15 protein-coding genes are annotated in these 14,883 nt (G+C 29.6%); 13 read left to right on the forward strand and 2 right to left on the reverse strand.

Annotated elements, in window-relative coordinates; genetic code table 11:
* The 11 genes from ACRC03_RS05230 to ACRC03_RS05280 form a co-directional block, all read left to right on the forward strand.
* Positions 1–180, forward strand: a 180-nt coding sequence (locus ACRC03_RS05230) for a hypothetical protein (RefSeq protein WP_438651508.1), incomplete at its 5' end; no start/stop codon positions are given.
* Positions 181–324: 144 nt separating this feature from the next.
* Positions 325–1,176, forward strand: a complete 852-nt coding sequence (locus ACRC03_RS05235) for an SDR family oxidoreductase (RefSeq protein ID WP_438651509.1) — start codon at positions 325–327, stop codon at positions 1,174–1,176.
* 10 nt (positions 1,177–1,186) lie between these two features.
* Positions 1,187–1,795, forward strand: a complete 609-nt coding sequence (locus tag ACRC03_RS05240; RefSeq protein WP_438651510.1) for a bifunctional 4-hydroxy-2-oxoglutarate aldolase/2-dehydro-3-deoxy-phosphogluconate aldolase — start codon at positions 1,187–1,189, stop codon at positions 1,793–1,795.
* Positions 1,782–2,795: a PfkB family carbohydrate kinase gene (locus ACRC03_RS05245; protein WP_438651511.1), complete on the forward strand. Its 1,014-nt coding sequence runs from the start codon at positions 1,782–1,784 to the stop codon at positions 2,793–2,795. The genes ACRC03_RS05240 and ACRC03_RS05245 overlap by 14 nt, the downstream gene beginning before the upstream one ends.
* Positions 2,796–2,811: 16 nt before the next feature.
* Positions 2,812–3,858: a mannonate dehydratase gene (gene uxuA, locus ACRC03_RS05250; RefSeq protein ID WP_438651512.1), complete on the forward strand. Its 1,047-nt coding sequence runs from the start codon at positions 2,812–2,814 to the stop codon at positions 3,856–3,858.
* A 45-nt stretch (positions 3,859–3,903) separates the two neighbouring features.
* Entirely contained in the window at positions 3,904–5,298 is a 1,395-nt protein-coding gene (uxaC, locus tag ACRC03_RS05255; protein ID WP_438651513.1) for a glucuronate isomerase, read from the forward strand.
* Positions 5,299–5,398: 100 nt separating this feature from the next.
* The gene (locus ACRC03_RS05260) at positions 5,399–7,459 is read left to right on the forward strand and encodes a Gfo/Idh/MocA family protein (protein WP_438651514.1); all 2,061 of its coding nucleotides are present in this window, start codon (positions 5,399–5,401) and stop codon (positions 7,457–7,459) included.
* Between the two features lie 28 nt (positions 7,460–7,487).
* The gene (locus tag ACRC03_RS05265; RefSeq protein WP_438651515.1) at positions 7,488–8,486 is read left to right on the forward strand and encodes a Gfo/Idh/MocA family protein; all 999 of its coding nucleotides are present in this window, start codon (positions 7,488–7,490) and stop codon (positions 8,484–8,486) included.
* A 5-nt stretch (positions 8,487–8,491) separates the two neighbouring features.
* Entirely contained in the window at positions 8,492–9,349 is an 858-nt protein-coding gene (locus ACRC03_RS05270; protein WP_438651516.1) for a sugar phosphate isomerase/epimerase family protein, read from the forward strand.
* A gap of 172 nt (positions 9,350–9,521) precedes the next feature.
* Positions 9,522–10,970 (forward strand): MFS transporter, encoded by a 1,449-nt coding sequence (locus tag ACRC03_RS05275; protein ID WP_438651517.1) that lies wholly within the window; start codon positions 9,522–9,524, stop codon positions 10,968–10,970.
* Between the two features lie 204 nt (positions 10,971–11,174).
* Positions 11,175–11,297, forward strand: coding sequence for a hypothetical protein (locus tag ACRC03_RS05280; protein WP_438651518.1), 123 nt, complete (start codon positions 11,175–11,177; stop codon positions 11,295–11,297).
* 422 nt (positions 11,298–11,719) lie between these two features.
* Here the strand turns inward: ACRC03_RS05280 and ACRC03_RS05285 are convergent, their stop codons facing one another.
* Positions 11,720–11,983, reverse strand: a complete 264-nt coding sequence (locus ACRC03_RS05285; RefSeq protein WP_438651519.1) for a hypothetical protein — start codon at positions 11,981–11,983, stop codon at positions 11,720–11,722.
* Positions 11,984–12,138: 155 nt separating this feature from the next.
* Here ACRC03_RS05285 and ACRC03_RS05290 point away from each other — a divergent pair, with 155 nt between their 5' ends.
* Positions 12,139–12,603, forward strand: coding sequence for a hypothetical protein (locus ACRC03_RS05290; protein WP_438651520.1), 465 nt, complete (start codon positions 12,139–12,141; stop codon positions 12,601–12,603).
* Positions 12,604–12,638: 35 nt separating this feature from the next.
* Here ACRC03_RS05290 and ACRC03_RS05295 read toward each other — a convergent pair whose 3' ends face one another.
* Complete coding sequence (locus ACRC03_RS05295; RefSeq protein ID WP_438651521.1) at positions 12,639–13,412, reverse strand: hypothetical protein; 774 nt, start codon at positions 13,410–13,412, stop codon at positions 12,639–12,641.
* A gap of 203 nt (positions 13,413–13,615) precedes the next feature.
* Between ACRC03_RS05295 and ACRC03_RS05300 the strand changes: the two genes are divergently transcribed.
* The gene (locus tag ACRC03_RS05300) at positions 13,616–14,569 is read left to right on the forward strand and encodes a hypothetical protein (protein ID WP_438651522.1); all 954 of its coding nucleotides are present in this window, start codon (positions 13,616–13,618) and stop codon (positions 14,567–14,569) included.
* Positions 14,570–14,883: the final 314 nt, after the last annotated feature.

A 14,883-nucleotide genomic window follows, 5' to 3' on the forward strand; every position in this document is an offset into this window, starting at 1 on the left:
GAAATCAAAAGTAATAAAGAAGAAATAATAAGCCAACATGAAATTATATTAGATATTATAAAAAATAGAAAAATACATATGATAAAAGACTACATAAATATTCATATAATAAAACCTACGGAAGATTGGATAGAAGTAGATAAAATAAATGATGATATAGAAAATTATTTAAAAAAATAAAATAGTATTTTAAAATATATAATAAAAAAACAATGGTGTATATTTTTGTAGAATGATATGTTATATTTTTCAGGAAAACGTATTGCTAAGCAAAAATAAAAATGGTAGTATACAAGTATATAATCCATAAGGGGGAAATAACATATGAATATACCATTTAATGTTGATTTAAATAATAAAGTAGCAGTAGTAACAGGTGGAACAGGAATACTTTGTGGAGCTATGGTTGAAGCATTAGCTAAATGTGGAGCTAAAGTAGCTATACTTGCATTAGGTCAAGAAGCTTGTGATGCTAAAGCTAAAGAAATTAATGATAATGGCGGAGTTGCTATAGGAATAGAAGCGAACGTTTTAGATAAAGCCAGTTTAAAAGCAGCACATGAGATAATATTAAAAGAATTTGGACCATGTGATATATTAATAAATGGAGCTGGAGGAAACCATCCAAAAGGAACAACAACTAAAGAATATTTATTAGAAGAAGATTTAGACAATGAAGAATTAACATCATTCTTTGATTTAGACCCAAAAGGTGTAGAATTTGTATTTAATTTAAACTTCTTAGGAACATTACTTCCATCACAAGAGTTTAGTAGAGATATGATAAATAGAGAAGGATGTACAATAATAAACATATCTTCAATGAATGCATACACTCCACTTACAAAAATACCAGCATACTCAGGAGCTAAAGCTGCAGTAAGTAACTTTACTCAATGGTTAGCTGTACATATGTCAAAGGTTGGAATAAGAGTAAATGCTATAGCACCAGGATTCTTCGTAACAGCTCAAAATGAAAAGTTATTATTTAATGAAGATGGAAGTCCTACAGAAAGAAGTCAAAAGATATTAAACAGTACTCCAATGGGAAGATATGGAGAAGCTGATGAATTAATAGGAACTTTATTATACTTAGTAAGTAGTCAAGCATCAGGATTTGTAAATGGTGTATGTATACCAGTAGATGGAGCATTTAGTGCTTACTCAGGAGTGTAGGAGGTAAGTTATGTTAGAAATTATAAAAAATGAAGGTATAGTTGCTGTAATAAGAGCAAAAGACCATGAAGAAGCTAAAGGATATGTAAAGGCTTGTGTAAATGGTGGTATAAAATCAGTAGAGCTTACATATTCAATACCAAATGTTTGTGAGTTAATAAATGAACTTAGAAATAATGAAGACTTAATACTAGGTGTTGGAAGTGTATTAAATGGACAAATGGCTAAAGATGCAATAGAAGCAGGAGCTAAATATGTTGTAAGTCCAGGATACAATGAAGAAGTAAATGAAGTATGTAAAGAATTAAATATACTATACTTACCAGGATGTATGACAGTTACTGAAGTGATGCATGCACTAGATAAAGGAAATAAAATGGTTAAATTATTCCCAGGAGATGTATTTGGAGCTAAATATGTTAAAGCTATAAAAGCTCCAATACCTCATGTTGAAATAATGCCAACTGGTGGAGTAACTATAGATAATGTAGATAAATGGTTTGAAATGGGAGTATCTTGTGTAGGAGTAGGAAGTTCATTATTCAATGCAGGAAGCTTAGAAGATATAGAAAAGTTAGCTAAAGAATTTGTGGAGAAAATACAAAATGTTAGAAAATAAGAAGATTTTAGGCTTTGGTGAAATAATGCTAAGACTAACTCCACCAAATAATCAAAAGATTATTCAGTCAAATTCTTTTGATGTAATTTACGGTGGTGGAGAAGCAAACGTTGTTGCGAGTTTATCAAATTTTGGTCACGAAACTAAGTTCGTAACTAAATTACCTAACAATTCATTAGGTGATAAAGTTATAAGAGATTTAAAAAGCTACAATATAGATAGTAGCCATATATTACAAGGTGAAGGTAGACTAGGTATATATTTTTTAGAAATAGGACATGGACTTAGAAGCACTGAAGTTATATATGATAGAAAATATTCAGCTATATCTATGGCAGATAAAGAAGAATTCGATATAAAAGAAATGCTAAAAGGAGTTAAGCTTGTTCATTTATCAGGAATAACTCCTGCACTTAGCGAAGAATTATATGAGTTAACTATAGAGATAGCAAAATATTGTAATAAGTCTGGTATACTAGTATCTTTTGATTCGAATTATAGAGCTAAACTTTGGAGCTTAGATGATGCTAAAGGATTTTTAGAAAAGATGCTTCCCTATGTAGATATAGCATTTTTAGGTAATTTGGATATGACAAATATATTAAAATATGAATCTAAAGATTTAGGATTTGATGAATGTCTTGAAGATTTATATAAAAGATTATTTGAAAAATATCCAAATATAAAATATGCAGTATGTACGAAAAGAGAAGTACATTCTATAAATAATAATTCATTAAAAGGATATATATTTGACGGTAAAGACTTACATGTATCAAGCGAATACAACTTTGATATATTAGATAGAGTTGGCGGGGGAGATGCATTTACAGCAGGTATACTTCATGGAATAATTGATAATATGAAAATACAAGAAATACTTGAATTTGGAGTATGTGCAAGTTCACTTAAGCACTCTATAAAAGGAGATATAAATCTAGTAGATAAAGAAAGTGTTACTAGCTTAATAAATAAAGGATTACAAAATATAAAAAGATAATTGGAGGAACTAAATAATGGAAATGACATTTAGATGGTATGGTCAAGATGACCCTGTAAAGATAGAGTACATCAGACAAATACCAGGTATGAAAGGTATAGTGACAGCAATATATGATATAGCAGTTGGAGAAGTTTGGCCACTTGATAAAATATTAAATCTAAAAAAAAGCGTAGAAGATCATGGACTAGAGCTTTCTGTTATAGAAAGTGTTCCAGTACATGAAGATATAAAGTTAGGATTACCTACAAGAGAAAGATACATAGAAAATTATAAAGAAACATTAAGAAACTTAGGAAAAGCAGGGATTGAAACAGTTTGTTATAACTTTATGCCAGTATTTGACTGGACTCGTTCAGATTTAGATTATAAATTAGAAGATGGTTCAAGCTGTTTAATATATGATGAAGAAACAGTTAAAAAAATGGATCCAGCGCTAGGTGAACTAGAACTTCCAGGATGGGATACATCTTATGGAGAAGGTGGACTTGGAGCATTACTTGATAAATACAAGAATGTAGATAAAGAAAATTTATGGGAAAACCTAGGATACTTTATAAAAGAAATAATACCAGTAGCTGAAGAAAGTAACGTTAAAATGGCTATACATCCAGATGATCCACCATGGTCAATATTTGGACTACCTAGAATAATAACTAACTTTGAAAGCTTAGAAAGATTTATAAATCTTTATGATAGTGAATATAATGGTGTAACATTATGTACAGGTTCACTGGGATGTACTAGTACTAATGATGTAGTAAAAATGGTTAAGTACTTCGGTAAAGAAAAAAATAGAATAAACTTTGCTCACTTAAGAAACGTATTAATAACAGGAGAAAGAAGCTTCAATGAAGTTGCTCATTTATCAGAAGCTGGATCACTTGATTTCTATGAAATAGTAAAAGCATACTGTGATTATGATTTCAAAGGACCATACAGACCAGATCATGGAAGAATGATATGGGGAGAAACTGGAAGACCAGGATATGGATTATATGATAGAGCTTTAGGGGCTGTATATATAAATGGACTTAAAGAAGCTATAAATAAATCTAAATAATAAATAAAAAGTTATATTTAAGAATTAAAGTTGGGAGATAAAAATATGAAAAAATTTATGGATAGTGATTTTATATTATCGAATGAAACAGCTAAAATATTATATCACAAATATGCATCAAATATGCCTATATTTGATTACCATTGTCATTTACCAGCTATAGAAATAGCTGAAGATAAGTCTTATGAAAATATAACTCAAATGTGGCTGTATCATGATCATTACAAGTGGAGAGCTATGAGAAGTTTTGGTATAGATGAAAAGTATATAACTGGCGATGGTAGTGATTATGAAAAATTCTATGAATTTGCTAAAATGATGCCATACTTAATAGGAAATCCAATATATCATTGGTCTCACTTAGAACTTAAAACATACTTTGATGTAGAAGAAACTTTAAGTGAAAAAACGGCAAAAGATATATGGGAAAAGTGTATAGTAGCTATAAAAGAAAAGAACTTAACTGCTAGAAAATTAATAGAAATGTCTAACGTTGTATACATAGGAACAACTGATGATCCAGTTGATGATTTAAGATATCATAAGCAAATAAATGAAGATGAAAGTTTCAAGTGTGAAGTTAGACCATCATTTAGACCGGATAAAGCTATAAAAATATTAAATAAAGATTTCGGTGATTATATAGAAAAATTAGGAAAAGTAGAAGATACTCAAATAACTAACTACAATGAATTATTAGAAGTTCTTGAAAAAAGATTAAATCACTTCATAGAAAAGGGATGTAATATAACAGACCACTCTTTAGAAAGAGTACTTTACGAAAAAGCTACAAAAGAAGAAGTTGAAGCTATATTTGTTAAAGCATTAAACAAAAAAGAAATATCATCTAAAGAAGTTAACCAATATGTAGCATATACATTAGTAGAATTAGGAAAGATGTACTCATCTAGAAATATGGTAATGCAACTTCACATAGGAGCGCTTAGAAATAACAACACTAGAATGTTTAATACAGTTGGAGTAGATGCTGGATTTGATAGTATAGATGATGGTGAAGTAGCATACTCACTATCTAGAATATTAGATAGCTTAGATGTAGAAGATAAATTACCTAAGACTATACTATACTGTTTAAATCCTAAGGATAATGAAGTATTAGGAACTATGATAGGTAACTTCCAAGGAAGCCAAATAGCTGGTAAAATACAGTTCGGTTCTGGTTGGTGGTTTAATGACCAAAAGGATGGAATGGAAAGACAATTAATGGCATTATCTCAATTAGGACTAATTAGTCAATTTGTAGGAATGCTTACAGATTCTAGAAGTTTCTTATCATTTACAAGACATGAATACTTTAGAAGAATACTTTGTAACTATATTGGAAAGTTAGTTGAAAATGGAGAGTATCCAAATGATATAGACACATTAGGTGAAATAATAGAAAATATATGTTACAACAATGCGAAAAGATATTTTTAGTAAGGAAATAGGAAAAAGTATTGATGAAGGTATATAAGTGTGTTAGTATACAAGTATAAGGAAAACGATTACGAAGCGTATAGCAAATAGGGGGATTCATATGTTAGAGCATATAAAAATATCAGGATTTTCAGATGAAATAAGTAGTGATTTTGATACTCAGCTACAAACTATAACTGAGCTTGGAATGGAATATATATCTATAAGAGGAGTTAATGAGAAAAACTTCAGTGAATATACACTAGAAGAAGTAAATTCTTATATAAAACCTAAATTAGATGAATATAAAGTAAAAGTATCATCAATAGGATCTCCAATAGGAAAAATATTTATAGATGATGAAGAAGCATTTGAAAAGCAGAAAAATCTATTAGAAAAAATCTGTCAAATGTCTAATATACTACAATGTAAGTATATAAGAATGTTTAGTTTTTATATGCCAAAGGACAAAAATCCAGATGAATTTAAAGATGAAGTTATAAGAAAGCTAAAAGTATTTGCTAACATAGCTAAAAATCACGATATAATATTACTTCATGAAAATGAAAAAGACATATATGGTGATATATCAAGAAGATGTCTAGAATTGTTTGAAGAAGTAAATTCAGATAACTTCAAAGCTATATTTGACTTTGCAAACTTTGTTCAATGCTTAGAAGATACTAAAGATTGCTACGAATTATTAAAATCACACATAGTTTACTATCATATAAAAGATGCAAATAAGAGTGATAATCAAAATGTAGTATGTGGAACAGGTGAAGGAAAAATAGAACAAATATTAACAGATGCAATAAAAAATGGATATAAAGGGTTCTTAACTATGGAGCCACATCTTGTAGTATTTGATTCTCTAAAAGATTTAGAGTTAGAAGATGTGACTGAAATAATAAAAGAAGACAAGGGATTAGATGGTAAGAGTGCTTATGCACTTCAATATAATTCTTTAGTTAATATGCTAAAGAAAATAGATTTTAGACTAAATAACTTTGGAGGAGACAATATGAAAGAATTAAGATTTGGTATAATTGGTATAGGACAAATGGGAGGAGCACATGCTACTTGGTTATCAGAAGGAAAAGTACCAGGAGCTAAATTAGCTGCAGTATGTGATATAAATCCACAAAAGAAAGAATGGGCTAATGAAAAGTTACCTGAAGATGTAAAATTCTTCGATAATTATATAGAAATGTTAGATAGTAAAGAAATAGATGCAGTATTAATAGCTACACCACATTACGATCATCCAATAATAGCTATAGAAGCATTAAATAGAGATTTACATACATTAGTAGAAAAGCCAGCAGGAGTTTATACTAAAAAGATAAGAGAAATGAATGCATTAGCTGAGTCTAAGCCACACTTAGTATTTGGTATGATGTTCAACCAAAGAACAAACCCATTATACCAAAAGTTAAAGCAAATAGTAGATAACGGAGAAATAGGGGAAATAAGAAGAACGAACTGGATAATAACTACTTGGTGGAGACCACAAGCATACTATGATATGAGTAACTGGAGAGCTACTTGGTCAGGAGAAGGTGGAGGAGTATTAGCTAATCAAGCACCTCACCAATTAGATTTATGGCAATGGATATGTGGAATGCCAACTAAAGTAAGAGCTAACTTACAATTTGGTTCTCATAGAGATATAGCAGTTGAAGATGATGTAACAGCTTTCGTTGAATATGCAAATGGAGCTACAGGAACGTTTATAACTTGTACACATGATATAATGGGTACAGATAGATTTGAAATACATGGAGACAAAGGTAAGATAGTAGTTGAAGGAAGTAAATCAGTTAAAATAACAAGATTAAAAGAAGATGAAAATGAATTAAATAAGAAATTAACATTTGCTGACGTTGCAAAACTTTTCATGGGACAAGGTGGAATGTCAGATATGATGGATGTTGAAGAATTCGAAATACCAGATCAATGGGGAGTTCAACATGTAAATGTTATGATAAACTTCACTGAAGCTGTATTAGAAGGAAAAGAATTATTAGCACCAGGAACAGATGGAATAAATGGTGTTATATTATCAAATGCAATGCACTTATCTAGCTGGACTGGAGAAGAAGTGGAATTACCATTTGATGAAGATTTATACTTAGAAGAATTAAACAAAAAAATAGAAGCTGAGAAAGCTCAAGCATAAATAACATAACGGGAAAGAAGGGGTATATATGGCACTTAAAGTAGGAGTAATAGGTTTAGGTGATGTTTCAATTGTTCATCTCCATGCTATAAAATTAAATAAAAAATCAGAATTAGTTGCAGTATGTGATATAGATGAAAGTAAACGTGAATTAGTTAAAGATGTAAACTTTTATACTAACTATAAAGAAATGATTGAAAAAGAAAACTTAGACTGTGTCCATATATGCTTACCACATTACCTTCATTATCCTGTGACTAAGGACGTGGCTAATCTAGGAGTAGATATACTTCTAGAAAAGCCGCTGTGTTTAGACACTAAAGAAGCAAACAAATTTAAAGAGTTAAGTGAAAGTATAGACACAAACATATGTATATGTCTACAAAATAGATATAATAAAACAACAAAATACTTGCAAGAAGCTATAAATTCGAATGAATATGGTAAAGTATTAGGAATAAAAGGGTTAGTTGCTTGGGATAGACCTGAAGAATACTACACTTTAAAACCATGGAGAGGTAGTATGAAACTTGCAGGTGGTGGAGCTATGATAAACCAATCTATACATACATTAGATTTAATGCAATTATTTGGTGGTAAAATCAAATCTATAAAAGGTAGAATTGATAATTTTACAGACTATGATATTGAAGTTGAAGATACAGCTAGTGCATGTATAAACTTTGAAAATGATTGTAGAGGAATATTCTTTACAACAGTAGCACATAAAACTAATTCAAGTGTTGAAATTGAAGTAATATTTGAAAATGGTGAATTTACTATAAAAGATAGTAAATTATATAAGATGCTAGATGGAGAAAAAGTTGAAATTATAGAAGATGATAAACTTAGCGGTACTAAGCACTATTACGGTGCAAGTCATTTTGATCTTATAGATAATTATTATAATTGCCTAATAAATGATACAAAAAATTACGTACACATAGAAGACGCTATTAATTCTATAAAAATCATAGATGCAATAAGAGTTTCATCTAAGCAAGACAAAATAATAAACTGGGGGTAAATGTAATGACAAAACCAACAATAGGTGTTCAAATGATGATGCTTAGAGGTAAAGTTGGGGAAATCGGTATTACTGAAACTTTAAAGAAAGTTAAAGAAATCGGATTTTCAACAATAGAATTATCTCAAATAGAAATGACAGAAAACAATGTAGCTGAAATAAAAATATGTTTAAATGAATTAGACATGAAAGTTTGTGCAACGAGTGCAGCTATAAAGCCAATGATGCCAGGAATGAAAATGGAAAACTTAAGAGAAAATTTTGATAAGATAGTTGCAGATACTAAAGCACTAGATTGTAAATATATAAGAATAGGTATGATATCATTTGATTGCTTAGGATCAAAGGAAAAAATTGTTGAATTTACAAAAGAATTAAACGAAATGGGTAAAAGATTAAAAGAAGAAGGATTAGAATTATATTACCACAACCACCATGTTGAGTTTGCTAAATATGATGGAAAATACATAATGGATATAATGGCTGAGCAAAGTAATCCTGAATACTTAGGATTTGAACTTGATGTTCATTGGTTACAAAGAGCTGGAGTAAATCCTCTAGAGTGGATAAAGAAATTAGAAGGAAGAATTAAAATACTTCATATAAAAGATTATAGAATAGCTCAAACACTAGATATGAGTGGTGGAATGGAACAAATAATGACTAATTTAGCATTGATGGTTCAGTTTGCTGAAATAGGTGAAGGAAATCTAGATATAAAAGCTATAATAGACTTAGCTGGAGAAACAGGGGTAGAGCACATATTTATAGAGCAAGATGATACTTATGGAAAAGATCCATTTGAAAGTTTAGAAATAAGTGCAAATAATTTAAGAAAATTAGGATATGAAGATAGATTTTAATTAAGTATTGTGCTAGTTGATTGGGGATATAATTAACTAGCACTAAAGTAGGAATTATTTTTACGACACTTAGGAAAACGTTTCTAAAATTAAAAATATTGTTAAATTTTAACCGAAATTATAAAAAGGTAAGGTTAAGTAAATATTAACCTAAATTGAAGGGGGAATAATAATGTCTAATTCAACTGTAAAATACAATAGTGCAAAAACTTGGCAAATAGCTTTATTTGCACTTAATAATACGGCAACGAATACAATAATGTTCATAATGATGTACTTAGCTGTATTTAGTCAAAATATATTAGGAATAGCAGCAGTAACGATAGGTATAGCAATAACGGCTATGAGAGTATTTGATGGAATAACAGATCCAATAATAGGATACTTGATAGATAAGACAGAAACTAAATTTGGTAAATACAGACCATTTATGTTAATTGGAAATATAATTTTATTAGTTACAGTATATTTAATATTTGCAGTAATGCCAACGGTAGATAAATCTATTAGATTCCCTGCATTAATGGGTGTATATATATTATATGTAATAGGATATACATTCCAAACTGCGTGTACAAAAGCAGCACAATCAGCATTAACTAATGATCCAAAGCAAAGACCATTATTTACAATATTTGATTCAATATACAACACAGTAATAATGACAGGAGCAACAGTAGTAATAACAAGTATACTTCCTTCAATGTTTGAAGCAGGATATGACCATGGTACACTAAATCCTGAAATGTGGAAAATGGTAGCAATAATATTTGGTGGACTATCATTTGTATTAACAATACTTGCAATAATAGGTATATCAGGAAGAGATAAAAAAGAATTCTACAGTGTAGGAGAACAGGCCGTACAAGTTAAGTTCAAAGATTATTGGCCAATAATAAAGTCAAACAGAGCTATACAAATGCTAGTTGTAGCAGCTGCTACAGATAAATTAGCAGGAAACCTTGCAAGTGCAGCTAAGATATATTTATATGGTAATGTATTAATGAATCTTGCACTACAAGGAACAATTGGAATGATAACTACTCCTCTTGTAATAATTATAACTGTAATTGGTGTTAGATATGCATCTAAATTAGGTCAAAAGAAAGCCTTTGTTACAGGAACTTGGTTAAGTATGGTTATGTTAATATTAATGTTAGTATTACAACCATTTGATGGAATTTCGTTAACTCAAATAAATACTAATACTATATTATTTATAGGAATCACAGTACTTCAAGCTGCATTCATGTCAATATCAGGAAATATAGTTATACCAATGATAGCAGACTGTGCAGATTATGAAGCATCTAGAACAGGTAAATTTGTACCAGGTATGATGGGGACATTATTCTCATTTGTTGATAAGCTTATATCATCTTTAAGTTCTACTGTACTAGGTATGGGTCTTGCAATTATAGGTATGGCTAATGTAGTTATAACTCCAAACACTACAGCAGATAGTAAGTTCTTCTGGTTAATAATGACTTGTATGTATATAGTTCCAATACTTGGACATGTAGCATCACTAGTAGCTATGAAGTTCTATCCATTAACAGGTGAGAAAATGGTTGAAGTTCAATCTGACTTAGAAAAAATGAAAAAAAAGCAAAGTGCTTAATATAAGAATATAGTTTATAAGCATAAAGATTAATCCTATAAACTAGGAAAGGAGAGTAAGCTATAAAATTTACTACATAAATATAGATGCAAAAATGATTATTTAGACACTTTAGGAAAAAGTTTTCAGAGCGTGGGGATTAAAATTAAATTCTATAGGGAAAACAGACTAATTTAAGTTAGTTTGTATTAAAGGGGAATAATAATGTATAATTCATCTACTCAGTATAATAGTGCAAAAACTTGGCAAATAGCTTTGTTTGCACTTAATAATGCAGCTACAAATACGCCATTAATTATAATGGGATACTCAGCAAGAGGGAAATAAATTTCCCTCAAAAACCCCCGGGGGTGCGGAACTTTTAGTCCTACTTTCTATTATGATTAAAAATTATATCATAACTGAAAATAGGACTTCTTAGGTTGACGGCTATGGACGCTACACCCAGATAGTTCTCTTTTAAGAGCTCTTAATTCCTTTAATGTCCTTTCATCTTCTGAGTTTGAAGATACTAGAGAGTTATCTTTTATCCATGTAGATATTGTTGACTTTGGTATGCCATACTCACTATGTAATACTGCTAATGATTTTCCTGATTTATATAATTCTATCTTTAAATTCTTCTGTATATCTTGCCATTTTTAGACACAATTAATCTACCTCTATTGTAATTGCTTCGATTAATTGTGTCTACATACTTATACTAACATCATCATTAGCATCCTCAAATTCATAGACAGCTCCATCTTCTATTTCCTCAAAAACCTAGTATATATTTTATCATCATCAATAACAGGAGCATCTATTACGTCAGCTATAGCCTGTGAGATTTCATCATCAAATATAATAGGTTCATCTTCTCCTAACTCTGCATAAATATCTAAATCTTGTGAAAGTGTATCTTCTATAATTGAAATAAATTCTGTGCAAGTATTTTTAATTTCATTTAGTAATTTCCTTTTTTCTTTAATATCTGTACCATTTGTTAAAATTATAAAATCTATCAATTTCATAAAAATAAAAAAATTGATAGATTTAAGTTATTAGACAGTCAAAAGTTCTAAAAAAAAATAACCCTTTTATATAGATTTATAGTATCCTAAAAGTTACAACACAGAAAGGATAAAATCTATTAAATAGTTATTTATATATAATAATAATCGGATTAGTGATTAGAACAGATAAACTGGGGCTAAGCTCTATTATTAGAGATTTATCTTTGGATTCAAAGGTTTATGAAAGTATGATTCATTTCTTTCGATCATCAGCATGGACATATGAAGTTGTTGCAAATAAATGGTTTGAGGTAGTAAAAAAATATGCACCTATTTATAGAGAAGGTGAGTCTATTGTTTTGGTTGGAGATGGAGTCAAGCAATCAAAAGAATCCCGTAAGATGCCTGGAGTTAAAAAATTACATCAAGAATCAGAGAACTCTTCAAAAGCAGAGTTTATATTTGGTCATATGTTTGGAGGAGTAGGTGTTTTATCTGATGCTGCATCAAAAATATTTTGTATACCTCTTATGATAACTTTACACGATGGAGTTAAAAATAGGGATTTAAGCATAACTAAAATAATTAAAGAAAAGCAGGAAGAAGCCCAAAAAAGAGAATTTTTTCAGGCTTCTTAATCATATGAACTTTTGACTGTACAGAAATATATATATCAAGCAATTTTTATTATTTTTATACTTATTGCATTTGCTACTAATTTTATACTTTCTCTTCCAAAATTATATAATTCTAATTTTTCTATATTATCTCCTGTCATATATATTACACTATTGCTAATAGATGTTAATGTTAACTTTTCACAATAAGAAATAGAACCTTTTATCAAAGCTTCATCTATTCTTAAACCTACGGCATATCTTTCTATACAGTTTGCTGATATTGTATAACTTATAAAATATGTTCCATTATTTTTCAAAATTATTGAATGTCCTTCATCTTCTATTTTTATATTTTCTCCATTTATAATATTTGTATCAAATGTAATTATTGAATTACTATCAATATCTATTGATTCTGTTTGAACTAAGTAAGCATTATCTTTTATAAACAAAGCTCCATCTATACCTCTATCGCCTTTATCTCCCTTTGGTCCTACTTCACCTTGTTCTCCCTTATCGCCTTTATCTCCCTTTGGTCCTACTTCACCTTGTTCTCCCTTATCGCCTTTATCTCCCTTTGGTCCTACTTCACCTTGTTCTCCCTTGTCACCTTTATCTCCCTTTGGTCCTACTTCACCTTGTTCTCCCTTGTCACCTTTATCTCCCTTTGGTCCTATTTCTCCTTTATATTTTTGGTACTCATCTATAGTATTTCTAGAATTATTTACTTGTCTTTTTTTTTCTTCTACTTTTAAACTTACCATCTCATTGTTATATCCGTTATTACCATATTGTGAATTTACTTTGTATCTATTATTACTTGCCAATACAGTTCCCTCCTTTTCTAAATCAACTTTAAGCTATTACTAATATACTCTATTTATTATTAAAAAGTTACTACAAAAAAATTTTAATACTATCCAATTGCTTGTTTATATATTGTAACACTTATATATATTTTTCATATTATTATTGTAAGGAAATATATATTTTCTTTATATTTTAAATATCAACAGGAGGTTTTTCATAAATGAGTGACAATAAAAATTTAAAAACTCGTGATTTTGATCCTATGGTTTGTGGTGATAGCTGCTGTGAATCATTAAAATGGGAATGTAATCCACAATATTGCTATCCGATATTAGCTAAAAGAGTATTTTCATGTACAGAGCTTCAAGGTACACCTTTGCAATCTACACCATTCTTATGTGAATTTATAACCGACATACCTAAATCAATAACTGGTTTAAATGGTAAAGATATTTGTGTTGAAAGTGTTGAAAGTATTACTTTCAAATGTCTTGGATTAAGACAGTATTCAAATGGTACTACGATTCCTAATACAATTAATGAAAATATTAATTTTGTTTCAAAAGCGTTCACTGCTGTTGCTAGTGGTATTTGTACAGGTACACCACCAAATAATGTAGATATTTATAGTAAGTATCTACTTGCAAATTATAATTCATTTGTATCCAAAAATGATTTATGCAATCAGGAAAATTGTGAACTTTCAGATGGTATAATGTTAAATGTTAACTTTTCTACTGATCAATACGGTATATATGACTTAGAAATAAAAGTAAAAGCAAGACTTAAAAATGATACAACAGGAATAGGTAAATTTACAGCAACTGTTATTGTTCCAGATCCACCTGGTAATGCTGGGGCTGGAGATACTAATTTCTTATTAAGTGAATTAGGATTTGGTCTTGTTAACTTCTATGGTAATGTATGTTTCCCTATAAGTAAACCATGTGATATATACAAAACTTTTAGTGGTAACTTTACATCTCCATGTGTTAGTAATACTCAACCTCTAAGAAGAGATACCGATCAAAACTATGTTTTTAATGCTCATACTATATTATGTTTCTGTCCTACAGAAACTATAGAAGTAATAATAGAAGAACTTATGGGAGTTAGTGGAGTTCTTAATCCAGACAAGTGTGTTCCTGTTAAGCCTTGTGACTGTTCTGAATAAAATTAATTAATAATTATAAGCTATTTAAAACTGATTTTTAATATAATAAAGCTAACAGTTGTTAATTTATTTAATAACTGTTAGCTTTATTGTATCTTTAAAATCACCACCATACTCAATACATGTACTATTCCCTATTCATTTAGCAACTGAGCCACTGCATGTCTCAGAATTTCCCCCGGCAGGCTGTGCGAAAAGTCCCTTAATATGGTATAATTTGATTAAATAACAGTTATTAGGGGGCCTTAAATTATGAACTATATCCAAAATGGAACTAGAGAACAAATTAGACTTGAGTCTATAGAATCGTTTGT

The organism is Romboutsia sp. (genome assembly GCF_051659545.1).
In the GTDB taxonomy this organism is placed as follows: Bacteria; Bacillota; Clostridia; order Peptostreptococcales; family Peptostreptococcaceae; genus JBOFOR01.